This window comes from Chloracidobacterium thermophilum B, from assembly GCF_000226295.1.
GTDB lineage: Bacteria > Acidobacteriota > Blastocatellia > Chloracidobacteriales > Chloracidobacteriaceae > Chloracidobacterium > Chloracidobacterium thermophilum.
On sequence record NC_016024.1, the window covers coordinates 1,077,676 to 1,099,584 of the forward strand.

Consider the following 21,909-nt stretch of genomic DNA (forward strand, 5'->3'; position numbering starts at 1 on the left):
TGACCTTGCTCCGGGAAAGGAGTTCACCTTTTGGGAATACAATCACACACCTTGCCCGGTTTCACAAGGTTCGGTTTACGCCAGAACTCTGAAGCCGAGTCAGGCAGGTGTTTTGGGGCACGCAAAAACACCTGCCAGGCTTTCTTGCTCAGTAACTACGGGACTTGCACCACAGACACTCAGAAAAACCGCATCGTGTAGGTAAACCGCACCCCACGTCCAATCTCCGGCGCGAACGCTTTGATAAACGACAGGTGGTTGCGGTAGAGCCGGTCGCCCAGATTGAACCCGGTGACGGAAAACACATGCGCGGTGTGGGACGTGGTGACGGTATAGGACCCGACAAGGTTGACCACTGTGTAGCCGGCCGTTGGTTCTTCCAGCGTGAAAACCCGGTCCTGCCGGTTGGCCATCAGCAACTCCGGCATCAACCGCAGCCCCTTGAACGTTCCTTCCAGTGCCACCCGCGCGCGCAATGGCGGAATGCGGGGCAGGGGAAGGCCGGTTTTCAGCTCAGCGTTCGTATAATCGAGCTGGCTGTAAAACCAGAGATTGGGATGCAGGTTGATGTCGAGCTGGGCTTCCGTTCCCAAAAAGCGTGCGTCACCCTGGGTAAACACACCCACTGGCAGCCCATCTTCAAACTCACCCGTCAACACAGGAAAAACAAACGAGCGGATGTCGTAGTAGTAAAACCCGGCACTGGCCCGGACGCGCCGTGACTGGTGCCGGACACTGACCTCGATGCCATTGGTGAGTTCCCGGCTCAGGTTGGCATCGCCAATTTCAAACAGCAACGTCCCAGGATGCGGCCCGAAGTTGTACAGCTCTTCCAGCGCCGGAGCGCGGTACGAGTGCGTGTAGTTGGCCGTCAACGCCCCGTTTTCCCACAGCCCCACCCGCAGCCCGACGCCACCTGAAAAGCCGGTGAAACTGCGCGCCCGGTTGCCGCCGGTCGGTGCGTAGGCATTGCGCTCGATGCGTCCGCCGAACTGGAGGGCCGCCCGTTCAAACGTCACCTTTTCCAGCCCAAAGAAAGCAAAGTTGGTCTGGGTCGTCGCCGGCGTCAGCAGTTCCTCGCCCCGGGTTGAATAGTCCCGATACAGGCCCGAAGCACCCCACGTTCCCTGAAAGCGTCCAAGCGGACGGTGGTCAGCCAGGATACGGTAGGCGAAGGTGTCGTTGCGGAAGGCCGTTTCGACTTCGTTGGTTTCAACCTTGATTTCGTCGTGGCGGTAGCGGTTGTACTGAAGCTGTACCTGCACGTCAGTGAAAAAGGTGTCGAGATTCCGGGCGCCTGTCAGGAACCGAACCCCGTGCCGCCGGGGATTGAGACGAACCAGTTCACCCGGTTCGCCACCCTTGGGGCGCAAGGCGCGTTCCCGAACTCGCTCATCGTCATCGTTGTCCGGCAGTGGCGGCACGCCGTAGTTCTGCCCGGCATAAGTGTAGGCAACGTTGAAAAAGCCGCGTTGGCCATAGTAGCCCCCACCGCCACTGGCGTTGCCGCTCCGGGCAAAGGAGTTTTCGATGACCCCCAGCGGTGTGCGGTAATCACCTGCCCGCTGCCCGCCACCGTTGGCAAAGACCATCCACGGGCCGCGGCCGTATTTGATGCCTCCATTGCCGCCGCCAAGCGCATTGCCGGTACCGCCAAAGGCCGTAACGTAGCCTTGCAGCCCAGGATGGGACTCTTCATTGCCGGTCACGGCATTGACAACACCCCCTACAGCCGTGCTGCCGTAAAGCAGCGTGGCCGGCCCCTTGACCACTTCCAGCCGTTCGACGCCCTGCAAGTCCACAATTTCGGCGTGGTCTCCCGATTGAAAGCCAATTGAGCCGGTTGTCAGTCCATCCTGTGTGATGAGGACGCGGTCGCCATCGAAGCCCCGGATGACCGGACGCCCTGTGCCGGGACCGAAGGAGCGTTTGGCGACGCCGACTTCCCGTTCAAGGGCATCGCCCAGCGACACCGGCGCCCGCTCGGCCAGATCAAAGCTGTTGACGGTCGTGACCGCCTGAATGGCATCGCGGGTGGTTTCTTCCCGAAGCGTCGCCGTCACTGTCACCTGTTCGGTTTCGGCGCGGAGTTTCAGCATGAAATCCAACGTCGTTGGTTCTTGGACAATCACTGACTGGACGACATCCGGGATGCGATCCAGGTGGGCAAACACCCGGTAGTTGCCCGGTGGAACGTTTTCAAAACGGTAATTTCCGTTTTCGTCCGTCACGGCAGAACGCCGCAGCTCGATGATGGTCACAACGGCTTCCGAAACGGGGCGGTCATCCCGTTCAAGTACGACCCGTCCCTGAAGCGTTGATCCCGACTGGGCTGCGGCACTGGCAACCCAGAGCAGACACCAGCCCAGGAAGCCGAGGGCCCAGCGCCATCTGAGCGGGGCAGAAGAGAAACACACTGGCATACAAGTCCTCCGAAGATACGTGTTTCACAGCTTTTTATTTTCACGAATTTTCCTAACTACCCAAGATGGCCAGAAGAATGCAACCGCTCGCCGCTGGTCGGGCGTGAGAAAGGATACTTGACTTTATGCTTTTATAGTTATAAAAGTGCGATAGCTTGCAGAACGAGGTGCTCTTGCCGTGATGTCCAGCTGGTGGAAGCGAATCGCCGTCGTGGTTGGAGTTATTTTTGGAGTGGCTGGACTCCTGTGGCTGGGCAGTCGGCTGGCCTCCCATAAGCCATCGGCGGCGGCTGAAAATCGTCCCGTGCTGACGGCGAATGTCAGCCGGGAAGTCGTGCGCCGGCAGCCCTATCCGCGAGTGTGGCGGATTGCGGGGACACTCCGGCCGCGGGAGGTCGCCAGCCTGTCCGCTGAAGTGACGGCGCGTGTGACATCCGTTGCCGTCAGGCTTGGCGACAGCGTCCGCGCCGGGCAGCGTCTGGTGACGCTCGATGCCGCCCTCCCGACAGCCGGACTGGCAACCAGCCAGGCGGAAGTCGAAGCCCTGAAAAACGCAACCGAGGCCATCCGCCGCCGGATTGAAGCGGCTGAAGCCAACGTACGCGGGGCCCGCGCCGAACGCGATCTGGCCCAGACCCTCTACGAACGGCAGGAAAAGCTCTTTGTCACTGGCGATGTGCCCCGGCAGAGCCGCGACATTGCTGAAGGCCGGCTCAAGGCGGCTGAGGCTGCCCTTGAAGCTGCCGAGCGGCAGTTGGCGGCCGAGCAGGCGGAACTGGCCCGCGCCCAGGCGCAGGTTGCCGTCGGACAGCAACGCCGCCGCGAAGCCGAAACCCAGGTGGCGCAGACCCAGATTGTCGCGCCTTTTGCCGGACGTATTGCCGCGCGCCTGGTTGATCCTGGTGCGCTGGCTGCACCCGGCGTGCCACTGCTCGTCCTGGAATCGGTTGGCCCGTTGCGCGCCGTCGCTGAAGTCGAAGCCGAACCGGCAGCGGCCCTGCGCCTTGGACAAACCCTGCGGATTGAGCTGCCCGGTGGGGAAGTGGTGGACGGAACGTTGGTTGAACAAAGCCCGGCGGCTGATCCGGTGACGCGCACCGTCACCATCAAGGTTGAACTGCCGCCGTCGGCCAGGGCCTCCAGCGGCATGTTTGTCCGCGTCCTGATACCGCGTGACATCCGCGATGTTCTGACCGTTCCGGCAGCGGCCGTCGCTGAGCAGGGTGGATTGCAGAGCGTCTTTGTCGTGGACGCAGCCAGCATCGTCCGGCGGCGCATCATCACCGTCGGCGAGCGGCTTGACGGCCGGGTGGAAGTGCTGACGGGACTGCGTGAAGGCGAAACCGTGGTGTTTGGCCACGCTGAGTTGCGCGATGGCGTCAAGCTGTCAGCGCCATAAGTTTGCTTGTCATCCAAGGAGGAACATTGGTTATGCCTATGGAACGTATCCTGTTTGTGATTGCCGGTGTTGTGGTCCTGGCGAGTCTGGCGGCCGGCGTATGGTGGACGCCCTATGCCCTGCTGCTGACGGCTTTTGTCGGGCTGAATCTCATTCTGGGCGGGGTGGCGGATTGGTGTCCGATGATGGCCATTCTGCGCCGCCTGGGGGTCAAACGCGCGGCTGAAATAGCCTGCGAGCGGTAATGGGTGCGCGTCGCATCCTGTGAAGCAACTCCTGTGACGCAGTTCCTGCGACGGAAGTGGAGTTTGTTATGTCGGCTGAAACGGACAATCTCATGTCGCGCATCGTGCGCTTTTTCATTCTGTCCAGGCTGACGCCACTGGTCATTCTGGCCTCGGTGCTGGTCGGATTGGCGGCCGTGTGGGCGTTGCCACGCGAGGAAGAGCCACAGATTGTCGTTCCGATGATTGATGTTATGAGCCGTCTGCCCGGAGCCTCGGCAAAGGAGACCGAGCAGCGGCTGACAACGCCGCTGGAGCGGCTGGCGTGGTCCATTCCTGGTGTGGAGTATGTCTATTCGACAACAACGCCCGGCGAGACCCTCGTGGTCGTCCGGTTTTTCGTGGGTGTGCCGGAAGAGGATGCTCTCGTCCGGCTGCGCCGACAGCTCGATGCCAATGCTGCTGCCCTGCCACCAGAAGCGACGCCGCCACAGGTGGTGGCCCGTTCAATAGATGACGTGCCCATCCTGGCACTGACCTTCTGGAGCACCACCCAGGACGATCTCGCCCTGCGGCGCGTTGCGACCGAAGTGGAAAACATCGTCAAGCAGACGCCGGACGTTTCTGAAACCCAGGTCATTGGCGGAGCGCGGCGGCAGTTTCGGATGATCGTTGATCCGGCACGGATGGAGGCCTACGGCCTGACGGCTGATGCACTGGCAGCGCGCCTTGCGGCTGCCAACCGGGGGCTGTCGCCTTCCGAAGTGGCCCGTGACGACAAAGCGTGCGTTGTCATCGCCACAGCTACCGTGGACAGTGCGGCGGCCCTGGGAGAGATTGTCGTCGGCGGAAGCCCGGAGCGGTGGATTCGCCTGCGCGATGTTGCCGACATTCAGGATGGCGCTGAGGAAATGACGCACTTTGTGCGTCATGCAGCACGTGACGAGACAACCGGGCAGCCCATCGGTGAATATCCGGCTGTGACACTTTCCATCTCCAAGCGGAAGGGGGTCAATGCGACACAACTGGCCGATGAAATCCTCAAGCGGGTTGAGGCACGCCAAGGGGATGTTATCCCTTCCGATGTACACATGACGGTGACGCGCAACTATGGTGTGACCGCAGCCGAGAAATCCAATGAGCTGCTGTTCCACATGTTCATTGCTGTCGTTTCCGTTATGGTGCTCATTGGCTTCATGCTCGGCTGGCGTGAATCGTGGATTGTCGGCGTTGCCATTCCGGTCACGCTGGCGCTGACGCTGGCTACCTTTTACTGGCTGGGCTTTACACTCAACCGCATCACACTGTTTGCCCTGATTTTCTCGATTGGGATTCTGGTGGATGACCCCATCGTGGATGTCGAAAACATCGTGCGTCATGCGCGCATGGCCAAAAATCGCCGGCGGTCGGCGCTGGACATCACGGTGGAAGCCGTCAACGAAGTGCGTTCACCGCTCATTCTGGCGACGCTGGCCGTGATGGCTGCCATTTTGCCCATGGCATTTGTCGGCGGACTGATGGGGCCCTACATGCGCCCGATTCCGATTGGGGCTTCGGCAGCAATGGCCTTTTCAATGCTGGTGGCTTTTGTGGTTACGCCCTGGGCCGCTTACCGGATTCTTTCCCGCAAGGCCTCTTCCGGGGACAGCCACACAGGAGATGGCGAACATGGAGACGAACCAGAAGGCTTCATGACGCGGCTTTACCGGCGCGTTATGAAGCGCATCATTTACGAGCCGAAATGGCAGTGGTCGTTTCTGGGCGGTATCGTCGGATTGCTTCTCATCGCTCTCCTGCTGGTGCCGCTCAAGGCCGTCATCGTCAAGATGCTGCCCTTTGATGACAAGTCGGAGTTTCAAGTCATCGTGGACATGCCGGAAGGCACACCGCTGGAGCGTACCGGTGCGCTGGCGCGTGAGTTGACCGATTACCTGCTGACCCAGTCCGATGTGCGTGATGTCCAGTCCTACGTCGGGACGGCCGCGCCCTACAACTTCAACGGGTTGGTGCGGCATTACTTTCTGCGGCGCGGGCCGCTGGTGGCTGATTTGCAGGTCAACCTGACAGACCGGCACAACCGTGCGGCCAAATCGCATGACATTGCCAAGCAGGTGCGTCCGGGGCTGACGGCACTGGCGGAAAAGTACGGTGCGCGCATCAAGGTCGCCGAGGTGCCGCCAGGCCCGCCGGTGCTTTCCACACTGGTTGCCGAAATCTATGGCCCGAATGACGCTGAACGGGAGCGCATTGCCCGTGAAGTGCGGACGGTTTTTGAGCGAACCGAGGGCGTTGTGGATGTGGACTGGTACGGTGTCGAGCCGCAGCCCCAAACCGTTTTTCGGCTTGACCGTGAGCGTCTCGCCTGGCATGGCGTTTTGGAGCAGGACGTGTTGGGTACGCTGGAGTGGGCGCTGAGCAAGCGGGTCATCGGTCTGGCTCATCTCCCGACCGAGCGCGAGCCGACACCGATTGTGTTGGAGACTCCCCGTGCCTTCCGGTCGGATGCCGATGCCCTGGCGCGCCTGCGCCTGTCCGGCCGGCAGGGAAGTGGTGTGGCGATTGAGGAACTCGTGCGGCGTGAGGATGGACTGGCCGAGCGTCCGCTGTATCACAAGAATCTGATGCCGGTGGTGTATGTCACTGGCGACACTGGTGGGCGGACGGAAAGCCCGGTGTATGCCATTCTCAAACTCAACGCGGCGCTGGACGAACTCAAGCTGCCGGACGGAACCGTGATGGAGCGCTACGTTGCCCGCCAGCCGGAAAGCGACGCCCGGTATGCCATGAAATGGGATGGCGAATGGCACATCACTTATGAAGTCTTCCGTGACCTGGGGCTGGCGTTTGCCGTCGTACTGGTGCTCATCTATGTACTGACAGTGGGTTGGTTCGATTCCTTCATCACGCCGCTGGTCATCATGGCTGCGATTCCCTTTTCGCTGGTCGGGATTTTGCCGGCCCATGCCGCCTTTGGAGTGTTTTTCACGGCAACTTCGATGATTGGCTTCATTGCCGGAGCCGGCATCGTGGTACGCAACTCGATTATCCTGGTGGATTTTATCGAGCTGCGGCTGGCAGAGGGGATGCCGCTGGAAGAAGCGGTGATTGATGCCGGCGCCGTCCGTTTCCGCCCGATGGTGTTGACGGCTGCGGCCGTGATTGTCGGGGCCGGGATCATCCTTCTCGATCCGATTTTTCAGGGCTTGGCGCTGGCGCTGATTTCAGGCGAAATTGCCAGCCTGTTCCTGTCACGTTTGGCTGTTCCAACGCTATATTATCTTGCGCACCGCCCGCGGCCGGTAGCTGCACGTCCATTGCCGGAGGACCGTGCAGAAGCGCCCGTGGCTGATGTGGCTGAAGTTGAAACTGCCTTGAAATCCTAGTGGTGACGTTTATGCCAATCTCCTCCCACCGTTTGAGTGACGAAGCCCTGGAACTGGTAGCGGCCCGCTTTCGTGTGTTGTCCGAACCGACACGCCTGAAGTTGCTCAACCTCCTGCGGGAGCATGGGGAACTGAACGTGACGGAAATCGTCGCCGAGACAGGCTACGGCCAGGCCAATGTTTCCAAGCACCTGATGCAGTTGCTTGAAGCTGGCATGGTCGCCCGCCGCCGGGACGGGACGAGCGTGCGGTACCGCATCGCCGACGAGAGCATCTTTGCCCTGTGCGAACTGGTGTGTGCCGGTATCGAAGCCCAGTTGCAGGCGCGGCAGGCGGCGCTGGCTGCGAGTGCCAACGTCCCCGCGGCGTGATCAACCTGGTTTGCTTCCCTGTAGCGGTAGGTCAGGGTGATTTCTTCACCGGCTTTCAACAGAAATTCCCAGGTCAATTTCGAGGTCGGGTTGACGGTCGAACGGCCTTGGCTGTCCGCTCGACCTTTGCGTTCGGGGTGGTCGTCAGCACTTCACTTGTGACCCTCTCGGTGGACAGCGATTTGCACGCCGTGCAGTTTCCTTGGATGAAAGGAAAACTCTGGCTACGTAGCTGAAAGCTGCCTACCTTGTGAGCTACAGATGTTCAGGAAAAGCTGGGTTGCTTCGGTTCACAGTAAAAAGCCGGTGGGCCAAGGCAGCCCACCGGCGGCTGAAGTCACAGGCAACGGCTCCGGTACTGCGTCAGAAGTTGGTTTTGCCGGCCTGGGCAATGTGGCCGGAGCGGGTTTTGACGTTGTGGTTGAGGATGGCATCGAGGTAGTCCGCCAGGGCCTCGATCTCATCCGGCGTCCCGACCAGCGGCGGCATGTAGCTCCGGTAGGGTGAATCCGGCTTGTTTTCGTGAAGCGTTTTCAGAAAGGCCATAATAGCCTGCCGGTCGCGGCCCTGAAGCAGACGCGCCATGGGGCGGTAGCCCTCGACCGTATGGCACGCCAGACACTGCCCGCGAAACATGAGTTCACCCCGCGCCAAGTTGGCCGTCGTCTCCGGCCCAATCTCACGTCCAAAGGCCACCTGCCGCAGGGAGACCGGTGGCACATCGGTTTTCAGCCACATCGAATTCGCCAGATAGCCTTCGCGGTTGAAGCGCTCGACTTCCTGCTTGCGGATGCCGTTTGAATACATGTGCTCGCCAATGACAAACGGCTTGCGCAGCATTTCCCGCGAATGCTCGGCCGAGGCCGTGGCGGCAAAGGCCAGAAACAGGACACACAGCGCACGTCCCAGGTTGAAGTGCCGTGAGTTGCGCCAGGCCGAAAAGTACACAAAGGCCAGAATCGTCGCCGAGGTCATGACAACGACCGTGGCGGCGCGCGTTACCTGCGTGAACGTGCCCTGTCCGATGGTGGAAATCCCCAAGTTCAGCAGGGCGCGCTGGGATTCCGGCACACTGGCCAAGTACCAGAAGAAGCAGACCGGCACGAGGATGAACGATGGCAGGAGCCACTTGGCAGACCAACGGATGAGTTCATCCTTGAGCTGCGGTTCGGCAATTGGATCAATCCGGCTGGCGGTGATGAGGGCATACACCCCAGCCATAGAGATGCACACCAGCGTCCGCAGCACGAGGCTGGGGAAGTAGGTCGGGTTGAAAAACGCCTGCCAGAAATAGGCCGCTTCCTGTCCCGTGCCGGCAGCACCAAGCCAGCTCGCGCCGGGCGTGAGCATGAAGGTCAGAATGCCGTTGATGATGACCAGACTCATCCACGCGCAGAAGGCATAAATCCAGCCTACGATGAGGTGGGTGCGGCGGGGAAGCTTGTCCCAGCCGTAGTAGTACACGGCGGCCGCGGTCAGCTCGACGATGAAGAACACCCACTCAATCGCCCAACCGAAAACAAAGTTGTGGATGAGCGTGCTGGTGGACTCCGGGTGTGCCAGCCCGATGGCAAACCAGATGCCCACGCCCGACATTGCACCAAATACACCGGTCAGAATGATGAAGAACCGGGCATGGTCGCGCAGCGCGCGCAGCCAGTCTTCGCGGCCTTCCCGCAGCGCCTTGGCTTCGGCCATCGGCAGGTAGAAGCCCCCGCCCACGGCGAAGTGCGAAATCATGACGTGGAAGATGGCAATGAGTCCGATGACCCAACCGCTACCGATGAGGGGAACATCCCAGAACGGATAGTTCATAACGCAAGGCTCCAAGGGGTTACTTGAGGTCGAGATAGCCCCAGATGCTGAAGACAATCATGCCCAGCAGGGCAAAGTAGCCAAAATACGTCGCCATCTGCGCCCGCCGTCCGCCGGCGGTGCGGGTGTCAAACAGTGGAATCGCGGCCCAGATGACAATGGCGAGGGTAAAGAGGGAAATGCCCAGCGCCTCACCGGCTGCACCGGGAAACCAGCGCCCAAAGACCTTGAGCACCTGAAACTGGCTCATGAAGTACCATTCCGGGTGAATGCCCACCGGCGCTGGGGCCAGCGGGTCGGCCTGCGGCCCCAACTGCCACGGGTACAGCGACGCCAGAATCGAAAGCACATTGAGGGCAATGAGCCACATGCCCAAATCGAGCGAGAAGAAATCGGGGAAGAAAGGAATCGTCCGCCGTTCGCTTTCCGGTTTGGCTTCTTCACTGGGCGGCAGGGCATTCCCGTGCTTCTGCACGAGCCACAGGTGAAAGGCCAGGATGGGCAGGTAGATGAGCGGCAGGATGACGACGTGCAGGGCAAAGAACCGCTGGATGGTCGTTTCGCTCACTTCGGGGCCGCCGCGTACGATGTCCGTCAGGAAGGTGCCCACCAGCGGCAGGGCGGCCGGGATTTCCAGCCCGACTTTGGTGGCAAAGTAGGCCAGGTCATCCATCGGGAGCAGGTAGCCGCTGAAGCCAAACAGCAGCGTCAGGGCCAGCAGGGCCATGCCGCTCCACCAGCCAAACTCACGGGGCTTGCGGTAGGCCTTCATGAAATAGACTGAAAACATGTGCACGAAGACGGCAAACACCATGAGGTTCGCCGACCATGAGTGCGCCGAGCGGATGAGCCACCCGAACTGGATGTCGTAGGTAATCTGGCGGACGGATTCATACGCCTCCGCACCAGGCCGGTAATAGACCAGCAGCAGGACGCCGCTGAAAACCTGTACGAAGAAGAAAAACAGGGAAATGCCGCCCCAGTAGTACCAAAACGAATGCTTGTGGTCGGGGACGGTTTTCTTGCGCGCCAGTGCCAGGATTTCTTCCAGTCCCAGCCGTTCGTCCACCCACTCGTAAACGGCGGTGGCGAGCGAGCGGGAGCGCGCCACATCAGGCTTTGGTGACCACGATGCGTCCATCTTGAACCTCCACACTGTAGCGGGTCAGGGGTTTGGGGGGCGGGCCGGCGACGTTCTGGCCCGTCTTCGGGTCATACACTCCGCCGTGGCAGGCGCAGTAAATCCGGGATTGTTCCGGTTCATAACTCACCGTACAGGCCAAATGCGTACAGACCGCGCCCAGCGCGACCCAACTGCCGTCCGTGTGGTGAATGAGCATGGCGGGCGTCGTTCCGAACTTGAACATCAGGGAAGAACCCGGCGGAAGTTTGTCTGCCCCATCCAGGACGGCCTGCGTCACCGCCCCTTGAGCGGCGGCCTTGCGGGCCGGTGTGGCGAGATACTGGTACACCGGATAGCCGATAAGTCCGGCATAACAGGCGCCCAGCGCCCCGATGCCAAGGGCGACAAAGGTACGGCGGGTGGCATCCGTGGTGACTTCAGTCTGTTCCAGGGTGTGTTCCGTGGCAGGCACATCAGGCATGGTGGGCAACTCCTTTGGCTTTGGCCAGTACGTGGATCATCCATCCAATCGCGCCAAGTCCGGCGACGAACAGCACAAGAAAGAGCACGACGACTTGCCAGTTGGCGGCGACCGGCTGCTGCCAGACATCAAAACCCTTGGCGAGCAGGGTCAGGTCACGAATTCCATCCCGGGCGATGACCGCCATGACCGTGGCCAGGAAGCCGGTGGCGGCCGCGCCAATGGCAGGTATCCAACCCGTTACTTTCAAGGACAGGAACCCAAACAGGGCCAACAGTCCGGCACAGGCCAGAAAGCCCGGCAGGCTCCAGGCGTAAAAGGCATGGTCAGCTAGGGCGGCTTTGACAACCGCCGGTTGGGTCGCATGAACCCAAACGCCTGTACCTATCGCCAGCAGTCCACCCAGCCCGGCAAGCCAGCTTCCCCAACGGTGGAGCAGTGCCCGGACATCCGTTTCAGCCTGGCCAAACTGCGCCAGCACCAGCAGCGCCGCGCCAGTGACGGCAAAGGACGTCAGCATCATGAAGAGGAAACGGGGCAGCGTCGTCGGGTCGCCGGTCGGGAGCTGCGCACCAAGCGGGTCAGCGCGGTACAGCTCCAGCCAGACCTCGGGCCGGAGCATCAGGGTGAGGTTGGTGGCGTAGATGCGTCCGATGTAGGTCACACCAACCAGTGACAGCAGGCTCAACCACCAGAAGGTGCGCCGCTGGTCCGCCCGGCGGGCCGCTACATAGAGCAGGTAGTAAGCTGCCGTAAGAATAAAAATGACGGCCAGCCAGTAAACACCAATGAGAATGCTGCTTGTGTAAAGGGCGCGCCCATACAAAACCTGCGCAAACAGCAACGGCGGGATACCCAGGTTGACCAGGTAGGTCATCACCACGGGCAGCCGGCGGGCCAGATCGGCCGAAGCGCCATACAGCGGGGTGTCAGCGTCGTTTCGGCTGCGGAAGTTCCACAGCGCAGCCAGCGTCAGGCCGCCGACCATGAGGTAAATCGTCACAAAATGCAGTGACAGGGTGACGATGTGCAGTACCTTGAACAGCCATACCGGGGCCGGCAGGGGGATGGGATCAAGCGTTGGAAACGGCATGCAGTGTCTCCTCGACAGACAGAGGAAGAACGCTTGGGGACGTTCACCTGCGAATACATAGAGGGTGAAGGCTGCCGCGACAGCAAGGGGGGATGACCTTCCGTGAACCAACGTACAATTCAGGCTGTGCTGGGTCAAAAAAATCAAAGCCGCTTCTTCTGGCTGTTGCCTGGAAAAATGTGCGGCAAAACGGTAATCTGCTCTGGCTGTGGATCGAGCGGAGGAATGGCCGCCGGAAGTGTAGGCTGATTCAGGTGTGTCGTTTCAGCAGTGCAACGCCGCCAGCAGCCGGTTGACCGTGCTGACCGGCAGCCCGACGACATTCTGGTAGTTGCCTTCGATGTGGGTAATGCGGGTGCCAGCCCGTCCCTGGATGGCGTAAGCGCCAGCCTTGCCGAAGGGTTCACCGGAGGCGATGTAATCCGCAATCCAGTCTTCGGAGAGGTCGTCAAAGGTTACAATGGTGCGTTCGTAGGTGACGAGGCACCGTTCATCCGGCGTCCGGCGCAGAGCCACGCCGGTCAGGACTTCGTGTTGCCGTCCGCTCAGGCGGCGGAGCATCTGCGCTGCCTCGGCCGCATCGGCTGGCTTTCCCAGAAGCTGCCCATCAAGAACAACCGTGGTATCCGCGCCCAGGATGAGCGCCGGTTCGGAGATATTCACGGCTTTGGCCTTGGCCAAGGCTACCCGCTGGACGTACTCCGCCGGGGTCTCCCGTGGGTCCGGCGTCTCATCAGCGTCGGTGGGACAGACTTCAAACGTATAGCCCGCCAGCGTGAGTAACTCGATGCGCCGGGGAGAAGCCGAAGCCAGAATAAGCTTCATGGGATGCATCGGGAAAACGTTGTTAGGGAGAGGTTTTGTAGTAGTTGGTCTGACGAATGGCACGCCGCAGTTCTTCCCAAGTCAGGATCCGTCCGCCGTGGGCCTTCCGGGCCGCTTCGGCGTCATCCCGAACCGCAAAGGACGCTGTGACGGGGGGCATGGCTGCCCGAACTTCAAGCTTGGATTCGTAGAGGTGAAATGCCGTCTGGGCCGGGACGAGGGTGTGGCGCTGGTAGTCGAACACGTCTAGGCGCGTCACTTCGGGATGGCGGTCGGTGTAAACAACCGCGCACAAGGCCGAACAAAGCAGGACAGGGGGTTGATTGGGGATGGTCGCTTCAAAGAAGTTTTCGCTTTCCTCCCGGATGACCGGCATACCACAGATGGGGCAGGCAGGTGGTGACGGTTTGTTATCCGGGCGCGCCGTTGGCTGAGCCGCTGCTGGCTGGCTGGGGGGGGAGCCCGGTTGGCAACCGGTCAGCAACAGGCCCAGCAGGACGGGAAGGGTTTGCAACAGGTGGCGGCGTGTCTTGTCCGTTGTTCCGTCAGGCTTCATGACGTAGCTCCTTGGTTCAAAGTGACTGCAACGCATCGGCTGCCTGGGTGACGGCTGATTTGACAGTCGCCGCGCCGCATGACTACCATCACTGAGAATAGGCGTAATCAGGGGCATGATTCGCTTAAATGACACAAATGCTTGCGCCAAAAAAGCCCGGCACTTAGCTTTCCAAGCCCAGAGCAGGACCCCGCCATGGCAACGCTAGGGCAGGAACTCAGGCAGCAACGCGAAGCGCGTGGCAAGTCACTCGAAGAAATCTCACAGGTGACAAACATTGCCATCCGTTTTTTGCATGCCATTGAGCGCGATGACTACCGGGAGTTACCGGGCGAACTGTACAACCGGTCTTTCATCCGTCAGTTCGCACGGGCAATTGGTTATGACGAGGCCCGTGCCCTGCAGCTTTATGAACGGCAGTCGGGCAGTCCACGAATTCCGACGGATGAGGAAGTCAGCCGCACGCCGGAGTTTCTTCCGTCACCCAAAACCGGCAATGCCCTGTTGCTGACGTTGACCCTCTCCATAGTGGTCATTGTCGTTGCCGGGACTTCGTATGCTTTTCCCGGCTGGTGGAAGTTCCTCAGCCATCCGCTACTTTCGTCGCAGAAGACTTCTTCGCCCCAGGCACCGCCCACCCCAAGCGCCGAGCCGCCTCCAGTCGCTACGACCACACCGGCTTCGCCTCCCGACCCGGCGTTGCCGCCGCCAACGGACGAATTGGTTTTGGAACTGCGTGCCACGGGAAAGTGCTGGACCAGAATCCAGGTGGACGGCGGCAAGCAGGAGGAATTCATCCTGCTGCCGGATGACGTACGGCTTTATCGCGCCAAGGAAAAAATCGTGCTGTCGCTCGGTGCCCGGCAGTTCGTGTCGGTGACGGTCAATGGTCGCTCCCTCGAACTCCCCTCACGGGATGGCATTACGGTCAAGCGCGCCGTCATCACACCGAGTACTGTCGAAACCGGATTGATGGGACAGCTCAACCCGGCTGCTGACCTGCGATGATCCGTTCACACGCGGGACGCGACACGTTGCGAAGGGGCCTGTGCTGGTTCATCCATCTGTGCTGGTGGAGTCTGGTGTGGGGAACCGGTGATGCACGGGCAGCGGTGGTCTGTTGCGCTGTCCATCAGGACCTCACCTGGCTCGCCAGATACCCGGTCGTCTCCGAGGCGACGACGTTCCCCACCCGGTCAGGTCCCGTGCGGGCACGCCTGTACCGGCCTGAAGGGCTGTCCAATGCCCCAGCGCTCGTGCTGGTGCATGGCATTCACAAAGACGGCATGGATGAAGCCCGTTTGAAAGCCTTTGCGCAGTCGCTGGCGGCGACGGGCTTGCTGGTGCTGACGCCCCATGTGCCTTCGCTGGCCGATTACCGCATTGAAAAAAGCGCCGTGGAGCTGATTGGGTGGTCGGCGGAGGCGCTCCACCGGCAGACCCGCCGGCGGGTAGGCGTTATGGGACTGTCCTTTGCCGGCGGACTCTGCCTGGTGACAGCCGCTGACCCGCGCTTTGCTCCCAGCATTGGCTATGTTCTGGCCGTCGGCGCCCACGACGATCTGGAGCGGGTGGCTAACTTCCTGCTGACGAATGAAATCCCGACGCCCGGCGGCGAGCTGCTCCGGCTGCCGGCCGATCCCTATGGCGTCCTGCTGTTTGCCTATGAATATGCTGCTGCGCTGTTTGCGCCGGCGGAGGTCGAACCCGGACGGGTGGCCCTGCGGTACTGGCTGTGGGGGGAGACGGACAAAGCCCGTGAGCAGGCGGAACGCATGTCGTCGGAGGGAAAAGCCACCCTGCAGGCACTATGGAATGGCAACAATACAGCCGTCCTGCCGGTGCTGCGGCGGCAGCTCGCACAGCGGCGCGCGGCGCTGCGCAGCGTTTCTCCGCATGATGTGCTGGCCCGGGTGCGGTGTCCGGTGTTTCTCGTGCATGGGGCGCACGATGCCGTTGTGCCCTGTTCCGAAACCCAGTGGCTGGCGCGGGGACTGCAGGGGCGTTGCCGCGTTCTGATCAGCCCGGCCGTCGGGCATGTGGAAGTGGCCGCCACGGCCACGCCGGCCGAAAAGCTCGAAGTGGCACAGTTTCTGCGCGAATTTCTGGAGTTGGCGCATCGCCTCCGCTGAGGTTGCGCCGCCGCCCCGGCCGTTCAGAACCGCGTTCAGAACCGTTCCAGCATGGTGGTGACGACACTGCGCGCAAAATCGCGGGCCAGACGTTCCACCGCCGGGTCTTCTTCGTTGAAGAACGAGCGTGGATCGGAAGAAAACTCGTATTCGCCGCGAAATTCGAGGTTGGGTTGGTCAAACAGCACCCGGTTGCGGGTCTGGTCGCGGAGGGTGACACGCGACCGGATGGCCACCTGAAACAGCCGCACCGTGCCGCGATTGTCCACCAGCGCCTGGCCGGTCGTCACCGCGAGGATGTCGCCGGACAGCACCGCGTCGGACTGCTCCGGCTTGTTGGTCAGAACAACAGGCAGGCGGCGACGCAGGATTTCCTCAATGACGGCCTGGGTGAACCGTTGCTCGATGCGGTAACGCAGGGTTTGGTTGGTAAAAGGCAGAACCGCAAGGGTTTTGACTTCCGGCGGAAAAGCGCCCCCGGCGTCCAGCCGGCGGTAGCCGCAGGGGCCCGCCCCGACACAGCCCAACAGCAAAAGCCAGACCACCAGCGGCCGGCCCCACCAGCGGACTGGCTGAAGACGGACGGTGGCATATTCGGTGGATGTTGGGCGGTTTGGGACGGTGAAGCGTGTCATCCTCATGCGCGGGAGACCCCGGCCTTCAGGCCGGGGAGGGATAGCGCAGCGGCGCAAGCCGCCCTGTTCCCGCATCTCCTTTCTTCAGATGGCTATCCTTGTCCACGAATATCCATACCCGTCTGCACGCTGGAGCAGTGTGCAAAATCGGTGATGGATGCCTTGTACCAGCCCGGTTGCGGACTGGATGTTGAAACTGCCGCTGGCTCGAATGGCGACACGACCCAGGTAGTTGCCTGCCTTTTTGCCGGTCGTCACGACCACACGCACCAGGTCCCCGGTCTGAAACCCGAATGCACTCTTGCTGCGGGTCAGGTCTCCGCGTGGAAACCCATGCTTCGTCAGGCGCGTGCGTTGATAGCTCCCGCGTCCTGTGCACTGGATGTTCAGCGTCGGAACCCGCCAGTTGGTAACAGCGTGGACTTCGCCCACACAGGCTGCATCCAGCGCATGCGCCTTTGGAAGGTTGAGCCGATGTCGGTTCCACTTCGTCCGCCCGCCCGTTCCAGCCTCGACCGGCAGGGCTGTGGCCGTCAGGCGGCGCCACAGTTCCCATCGCGTGCTGTTGACGGCAGCCGCATCGCGCAACGGCGCTTTTCGCTGGGCCTCGATGCGGGCCAGTCGCTTCGGGTCTTTCGCCAGAAAATCCTCAATGCCTTGCGCGCCCTTGCGCCGGTTGCAAGGATGACAGGCCAGCGTCAGATTGCTCACGCGGTCACTTCCGCCCTTTGAGCGCGGATGAATGTGATCGATCCCCAGCGGCACGTTTTCTGCATCGCAGTAGGCGCACTTGCGACCCCACTTCTCCAACAGATACTCCCGCACTTCGCAGCCAGCCAATGTTCCTTGCTGGTACTCGATGCCGGAGATTTCCGGGTTTTGCAGCGCCTGGGTGTCGAACCGCACCAGTTCCTGCGACAGTGACGAAACCGGCGCCCAGCGGCACAGCCGCCGCACCCAGGACGTGATCGTGTCCACGCGGTGTTGCAGGCTGGGCGGCAGCCAACCATTCCGCCGGGTTCGGTTATCGAAGCGGGACTGGCGGTGGCGCAGGTTCGCGCAGCGCCGACGCCGACGAAACGCCGCGCGCTGTCTGAGTGCAGCGCGGATCGCGTGCCCGCGGTGAACGAGCTCAGCCAGGAACAGCACGTGGGCGCTGCGCTGCACTTCGCCCGTGTCGGCACCGACCTCTTGCGACTCTCGAACCAGGGCCACACCCGTTGCCCTGCTGCCGGGATCGAGCTTGAGCCGCACGGGTTGCAGGGCGCAATCTTCCTGCTCACGATCGAGCAGCCGGATGGTGAATGGCACCAGCCGATGCACCCGCGCCCGCCCACGTTCCAACAGCAGCCGCGCCCGCTTCTCCGAGCACGGCATCAGCGGTTTTTTCCTGCGATCCAACACGAAAACTGCCAAGTTCAACTCCTTTCAAACCGCCCTTACGGGCCTTGTGGGCATTTCTGCCCATCTCCCCTCGGAAATGTCTGCAACCGGCTCCTTCCTTGCGGAAGCGATGAGAACCTTCGGCGCTTTACCTTTCACCAGCATGATCCCCACCTTCCAGTGTCCGGGACTGAGGAAGCATCCCGGAGTGGGTCTTGACGACCTGTTGCAAACGTAGCGGGTTGGATACCGCTTTTCCTGGTCAACCCGGCTTGCTCCCAAAACTCCGGCCTTTGGGCCGGGGTAGTGAACAAGCTCCGCCCTTCAGGGCGGGGTAGTTGACAAGGTGGATTCCTGACCATCAAAGGTAATGACGGTGTCGTCCGGCAGTCCGGCCAGCCACTCGGCAAACCGGGCCGCCAGGTCAGCCTTGGTGGCGGATTCTCCCGGTGTAAAGGGAAGCGGTACCGGGACCGGAACTACCGGACTGCCGGCCACCAGCGCCGCATTGATGGCGTCAATGGTTTCCGGCGCGATGACCAGTTCCTTTGCCGGAGTTGAAGACGACAGTGCTGCCAGCGTCGCCGTGACGAGCCGCTCTTCCGATTCTGTAAGGCCCAGCGTCCGCAACCCTTGCTGGATGAGGCTCCGGTTTTGCAGCACACACTGGCGAAAGTGCTGAATGCCCTGGTTGACCGTCGTGGTGAGTTGTTCAAGCTGCCTGGAGAGAGGAGGCATGAACCGGCGCTGGATGAGTCCGCTGACCAGCGGTTGGTGGTCGAGAAACTCGCGCAGGTGCAGGTTACGCCGCCGGGCGTTGATGTCCGAAAGAATGCGGTTGGCACGGGCAGCATACTGCCGGTCGGCAATGGTCAGACGGGACAGGGTCTCGAAAAGCCGCCAGGTCGGGCTGCCCAGAAACTCCGTCAGCGGTGTGAGGTCAAGATGTTTCGTGGCCTGTTCGTCGCGGGCCACACAGTCTTCGATGTAATGCTTCTTGAAGCGTTCAAAAACCTGCTCGAAGCGCAACCGTTTGTCCTCGTCAAGCAGCCGGTGTGGATGCTCGAAAAAGTTACCCAACTCGCGCCGCGCATTGCGCGCGTCGGCATCGGCTGCCGGCAGGGCGCTGAGCGTGTACGCCTTGGCCATGACATAGAACGGCAGCCAGTCAAGAAACTCGACCAGAACGCGCAGGTCAATGACGGCCCGCTGATAGATCGTCGGGTTGGCGGCAAAAATGTCCACAATGCGCGCCAGCCCCATCTCCAGGGAAATGCGCTCGAACAATACGGCTTCGACAGCCGCCGCCGTGGTTTCAAAGTAGCGTTTGCAGGTGATGATGAGTTGCCAGGTGCGCGTCGTCAGCATTTCTGGCGGCAGGGACGCAAACCGTTCCGTCAACCGGTAGTTGAGCCATTTCTGGTACCACTGCGCCAGACTTTCCCGTACCTGCTTCCGGTCGGTAGCCAAATCCGGCAGGTCAAAGCGTTCGGTCAGCAGCCGACACCATTCGGAGAGGGTTTCTGACGAGTAGGTAATCGCCGCCGTACGGCGGACGGACCCATACTGCCGGAAACTCACATCCTGGGTGAGTTCGGCAGCCGTGAAAATCCGCAGCCCGGAAACATCCACCAGCTCGATGCGCCAGCCGGCAACGAGCGCCATCATGACGATTTGCTGGGCCGGTTCGAGCAATCCATAAGGCTCACGGCGCAGCGTCTGGTACACCACCTGAACCGGGACGGCATCTGAGCCGGCCGCTTCAACCAGCCGCAGGACCTCGCTGATACACGGTTCGCCCAGCGCCTCGTCGCGGTCCATGGCAAGCTGGTAGAGCCCTTCCCGTTCGATGACAATGTGAAAAGGCAGCGCAAAGTGCCGCGCCATTTCCTGTACGGTGGGGTCCGTCGGATTCAATCCGCCCAACAGGCCCAGCACCAGGCGTTTTGTCTCACGTTCCGTCAGCGGGGCCGGAAAGACCGGATGGGCCGGAAACCGCAAGTCAAGGGGTTTGCGGATGATGGTGCTGAGAAACTCGCTGAACGTACGGGGAAGTCCGCCCGGAAACAGTTGTGTGAGACGGTAACAGTCGCCATTGGCGGACAGCAGTTCGCCCTCTTCGACGTAGTGGCGCAGAAACAGCATGCGGGTTTGGGCTTCAAGTGCGGCAACCCGCTCCGCAATTTCATCGCCAAACACGTCTTCGCCCCGCGTGTAGGCAATCCACAACGACTTGAGGACTTCGGCCTCGCCTTCGGTAAGAGGCGCCGGCCGCCAGTAGAGCAGGCTCGGCGTGGTCGTACTGCCATCGGGTCCGCCCGGCGACTGGCTGCGTTCAATGCACAGTTGCCAGTCGTATTCGCAGAGTTCGTCCGCCCAGTGGTAAATGATGGACGGCTTGGCGTCAGATTCATCCTCGGTCGGAATGACAATGGCTGAGGGGGTAAACAGATCGCCGCTGCGTTCGATACCGACGGGCGGATTGGTGAAGATTTCCGATGGCATCCCAAAGCTGACGATGCCCCGCCGTCCGGTGTTGCGCCATGGCACGGTTAACTCGTCGCGGTAGGATTTTGCGCCGCTGAGCAGCAGGGCATCGAGAGTGAAGGGAAAGTCGTGAAACAGCGCGCTGCCGCCCAGTGTGACGAGCAGGGCATCAAGGGTGTCGTCGTTGGGGGTTTCGGCCAGGGCGACTTTCAGACGCGCTTCGGGATCAAACTGCTCGACGACGGTCAGGCTGTAGCGACAGGTTGCCCCGATGCCTTCCTTGACGATTTGCCCTTCACTGTGGGTGTAGAGGTCATCCAGCAGGAACGCTGCCTGGTTGTAGCCAATATCACCCAGCATCATCGCGTTGGTGAGTTCATCGGCGCTGACCGAACGCCCGACGAGCGAGTAGAGAAACAGGCCCTTGAGCAGGAGTTTGGCCGGGATGCGCTGCTCGAAACTCAGCGCCGGAAGCCGCATTGTCGAAAGGTAGTCATAGACGGCGACGGCGCGGGCCAGGGTCGGATGGCGTTTCAGCTCGAAGTCGTACTTGTCAAACAGGTCATCGAGTGAAATGAGCTGCATCGGCCGTCGCCGCAGAGCGCCGCCGATAATCCCGTTGATGAAACTGAACAGGGAAAAACTTTCGCAGTAAGTGGAAAGTCCGGGGGCGACTTCCAGCACGGCCGGGTGAACCGGGTAGAGGCTGCAAAATTCTTCTTCGCTCCAGTGAAAGCGCGGAAGTGCCTTGAGGGTTTCCTGGTAGAGTGCCGCCAGTTCGGCCCGTTGCTGGGGGGTTTTGCGAAACACCGCCTGGTCGGTGATCCGGCGCAGGTTATCCAGCGTGAGGGTATCCGTCTGGTAATCCGCTGTCAGACGGGCCGCTGTGCCGGTATGCGCAGCCGTGACATCGCTATCGAGCGCCAGCAGCAGCGCAAAGGGCAGGCTGCGGGATTTCTCGGCCAGTTTCGTCAGCCAGTCGAGAGTTTCCTGCACCAGGGCCCGCCGGGGCGCGCGGAAGACATCGGAAATGTCATCCACGACAAACAGAAGCGCCATGCCGGGAAACAGCTTGCTGGCCAGAAGTTCACAAACCTGTTGGCTTTCGAGGACGGAAAACCACTGCATGTCGTCAAACGCAATGGGGCTGTCCGGGATGTTGGCCAGCGCCGTACGCAGCAGCGTGGGAAAATCCATCCCTTCACTGAGCAGTCGGGCACCGGAGAGGTACACCGGCAGAAACGTCGTGCCTTCGAGGCGCTTGACCGCGTTGGCCAGCGGTGGGTTGCCGGACACGAGATGACGGGTCTTGGGCGTACAGGCCAGGGCCCGCACCACAGCCAGCGTATGGCTTTTTCCGGTACCCCGGGGTCCCGTAATCAGTCGGGCGGCTTCGGAGGTTTTGGGTGCGGCAATACCCTCGATGAGCCGCGCCGTGAGCCGGGACAGTTCTGAGGTGAAGTGGTAGGACCGGATGATGCGCTCCGGGTTGACCTCCAGGAAATTCACCAGTGGATCAATTGGCTGATAATCGAGATAGGCGCGGATGTTCTGTAACATGGTTATTCACAGGACACAG

At 61.3% G+C, this 21,909-nt stretch carries 16 protein-coding genes; 6 read left to right on the forward strand and 10 right to left on the reverse strand.

The genetic code is table 11. The features are described 5' to 3' along the window. Window positions 1-179: 179 nt before the first annotated feature. A complete protein-coding gene (locus CABTHER_RS04480) occupies window positions 180-2,423 on the reverse strand; it encodes a TonB-dependent receptor (RefSeq protein WP_014099402.1) in 2,244 nt (747 codons plus the stop codon). Window positions 2,424-2,604: 181 nt separating this feature from the next. On the opposite strand from CABTHER_RS04480, the gene CABTHER_RS04485 reads away from it, so the two are divergent. The 4 genes from CABTHER_RS04485 (at window position 2,605) to CABTHER_RS04500 (ending at window position 7,800) form a co-directional block, all read left to right on the forward strand. Next, complete coding sequence (locus CABTHER_RS04485) at window positions 2,605-3,822, forward strand: efflux RND transporter periplasmic adaptor subunit (protein ID WP_014099403.1); 1,218 nt, start codon at window positions 2,605-2,607, stop codon at window positions 3,820-3,822. 32 nt (window positions 3,823-3,854) lie between these two features. Further along, a complete protein-coding gene (locus tag CABTHER_RS04490) occupies window positions 3,855-4,067 on the forward strand; it encodes a YgaP family membrane protein (RefSeq protein WP_041569081.1) in 213 nt (70 codons plus the stop codon). Between the two features lie 68 nt (window positions 4,068-4,135). Then, window positions 4,136-7,429, forward strand: coding sequence for an efflux RND transporter permease subunit (locus CABTHER_RS04495; RefSeq protein ID WP_014099405.1), 3,294 nt, complete (start codon window positions 4,136-4,138; stop codon window positions 7,427-7,429). An 11-nt stretch (window positions 7,430-7,440) separates the two neighbouring features. After that, on the forward strand, window positions 7,441-7,800 hold the full coding sequence (locus CABTHER_RS04500) for an ArsR/SmtB family transcription factor (protein WP_041569519.1): 360 nt from the start codon (window positions 7,441-7,443) through the stop codon (window positions 7,798-7,800). Window positions 7,801-8,163: 363 nt separating this feature from the next. On the opposite strand, the gene CABTHER_RS04505 is transcribed toward CABTHER_RS04500, so the two are convergent. The 6 genes from CABTHER_RS04505 to CABTHER_RS04530 all read right to left on the reverse strand — a co-directional run bounded on the left by CABTHER_RS04505 (window position 8,164) and on the right by CABTHER_RS04530 (window position 13,693). Next, the gene (locus CABTHER_RS04505) at window positions 8,164-9,615 is read right to left on the reverse strand and encodes a cytochrome ubiquinol oxidase subunit I (protein ID WP_014099407.1); all 1,452 of its coding nucleotides are present in this window, start codon (window positions 9,613-9,615) and stop codon (window positions 8,164-8,166) included. Window positions 9,616-9,634: 19 nt separating this feature from the next. Then, a complete protein-coding gene (locus CABTHER_RS04510) occupies window positions 9,635-10,756 on the reverse strand; it encodes a cytochrome b (RefSeq protein ID WP_081464695.1) in 1,122 nt (373 codons plus the stop codon). Continuing rightward, on the reverse strand, window positions 10,728-11,219 hold the full coding sequence (locus tag CABTHER_RS04515) for a QcrA and Rieske domain-containing protein (RefSeq protein ID WP_014099409.1): 492 nt from the start codon (window positions 11,217-11,219) through the stop codon (window positions 10,728-10,730). Before CABTHER_RS04515 ends, CABTHER_RS04510 begins: the two co-directional genes overlap by 29 nt. Beyond that, complete coding sequence (locus tag CABTHER_RS04520; RefSeq protein ID WP_014099410.1) at window positions 11,212-12,312, reverse strand: hypothetical protein; 1,101 nt, start codon at window positions 12,310-12,312, stop codon at window positions 11,212-11,214. The genes CABTHER_RS04515 and CABTHER_RS04520 overlap by 8 nt, the downstream gene beginning before the upstream one ends. Before the next feature lie 264 nt (window positions 12,313-12,576). Next, window positions 12,577-13,137, reverse strand: coding sequence for a Maf family protein (locus CABTHER_RS04525; RefSeq protein WP_014099411.1), 561 nt, complete (start codon window positions 13,135-13,137; stop codon window positions 12,577-12,579). A 22-nt stretch (window positions 13,138-13,159) separates the two neighbouring features. After that, entirely contained in the window at window positions 13,160-13,693 is a 534-nt protein-coding gene (locus tag CABTHER_RS04530) for a nitrous oxide reductase accessory protein NosL (RefSeq protein WP_041569082.1), read from the reverse strand. 195 nt (window positions 13,694-13,888) lie between these two features. Between CABTHER_RS04530 and CABTHER_RS04535 the strand changes: the two genes are divergently transcribed. Continuing rightward, complete coding sequence (locus tag CABTHER_RS04535; protein WP_014099413.1) at window positions 13,889-14,701, forward strand: helix-turn-helix domain-containing protein; 813 nt, start codon at window positions 13,889-13,891, stop codon at window positions 14,699-14,701. Further along, the gene (locus CABTHER_RS04540) at window positions 14,698-15,825 is read left to right on the forward strand and encodes an alpha/beta hydrolase family protein (protein WP_148263938.1); all 1,128 of its coding nucleotides are present in this window, start codon (window positions 14,698-14,700) and stop codon (window positions 15,823-15,825) included. The genes CABTHER_RS04535 and CABTHER_RS04540 overlap by 4 nt, the downstream gene beginning before the upstream one ends. Before the next feature lie 35 nt (window positions 15,826-15,860). Here CABTHER_RS04540 and lptE read toward each other — a convergent pair whose 3' ends face one another. From lptE to CABTHER_RS04555, 3 genes are all read right to left on the reverse strand, one after another. Continuing rightward, window positions 15,861-16,466, reverse strand: a complete 606-nt coding sequence (gene lptE, locus CABTHER_RS04545; RefSeq protein ID WP_187288418.1) for an LPS assembly lipoprotein LptE — start codon at window positions 16,464-16,466, stop codon at window positions 15,861-15,863. A 78-nt stretch (window positions 16,467-16,544) separates the two neighbouring features. Continuing rightward, window positions 16,545-17,876 carry an RNA-guided endonuclease IscB gene (gene iscB, locus CABTHER_RS04550; RefSeq protein ID WP_041569523.1) on the reverse strand — a complete coding sequence of 444 codons (1,332 nt, stop codon included), beginning with the start codon at window positions 17,874-17,876 and terminating at the stop codon, window positions 16,545-16,547. Window positions 17,877-18,167: 291 nt separating this feature from the next. Next, the gene (locus tag CABTHER_RS04555; protein WP_014099417.1) at window positions 18,168-21,890 is read right to left on the reverse strand and encodes a DUF6079 family protein; all 3,723 of its coding nucleotides are present in this window, start codon (window positions 21,888-21,890) and stop codon (window positions 18,168-18,170) included. Between the last annotated feature and the right edge of the window lie 19 nt (window positions 21,891-21,909).

Coding starts and splice junctions, on each gene's coding strand:
- CABTHER_RS04490 (WP_041569081.1), top strand. CDS start 3,855: ATGCCTATGGAACGTATCCTGTTTGTGATTGCCGGTGTTGTGGTCCTG.
- CABTHER_RS04555 (WP_014099417.1), bottom strand. CDS start 21,890: ATGTTACAGAACATCCGCGCCTATCTCGATTATCAGCCAATTGATCCA.
- CABTHER_RS04530 (WP_041569082.1), bottom strand. CDS start 13,693: ATGAAGCCTGACGGAACAACGGACAAGACACGCCGCCACCTGTTGCAA.
- CABTHER_RS04535 (WP_014099413.1), top strand. CDS start 13,889: ATGGCAACGCTAGGGCAGGAACTCAGGCAGCAACGCGAAGCGCGTGGC.
- CABTHER_RS04500 (WP_041569519.1), top strand. CDS start 7,441: ATGCCAATCTCCTCCCACCGTTTGAGTGACGAAGCCCTGGAACTGGTA.
- CABTHER_RS04510 (WP_081464695.1), bottom strand. CDS start 10,756: ATGGACGCATCGTGGTCACCAAAGCCTGATGTGGCGCGCTCCCGCTCG.
- CABTHER_RS04515 (WP_014099409.1), bottom strand. CDS start 11,219: ATGCCTGATGTGCCTGCCACGGAACACACCCTGGAACAGACTGAAGTC.
- CABTHER_RS04520 (WP_014099410.1), bottom strand. CDS start 12,312: ATGCCGTTTCCAACGCTTGATCCCATCCCCCTGCCGGCCCCGGTATGG.
- CABTHER_RS04480 (WP_014099402.1), bottom strand. CDS start 2,423: ATGCCAGTGTGTTTCTCTTCTGCCCCGCTCAGATGGCGCTGGGCCCTC.
- CABTHER_RS04540 (WP_148263938.1), top strand. CDS start 14,698: ATGATCCGTTCACACGCGGGACGCGACACGTTGCGAAGGGGCCTGTGC.
- CABTHER_RS04505 (WP_014099407.1), bottom strand. CDS start 9,615: ATGAACTATCCGTTCTGGGATGTTCCCCTCATCGGTAGCGGTTGGGTC.
- CABTHER_RS04485 (WP_014099403.1), top strand. CDS start 2,605: ATGTCCAGCTGGTGGAAGCGAATCGCCGTCGTGGTTGGAGTTATTTTT.
- CABTHER_RS04495 (WP_014099405.1), top strand. CDS start 4,136: ATGTCGGCTGAAACGGACAATCTCATGTCGCGCATCGTGCGCTTTTTC.
- CABTHER_RS04525 (WP_014099411.1), bottom strand. CDS start 13,137: ATGAAGCTTATTCTGGCTTCGGCTTCTCCCCGGCGCATCGAGTTACTC.
- lptE (WP_187288418.1), bottom strand. CDS start 16,466: ATGAGGATGACACGCTTCACCGTCCCAAACCGCCCAACATCCACCGAA.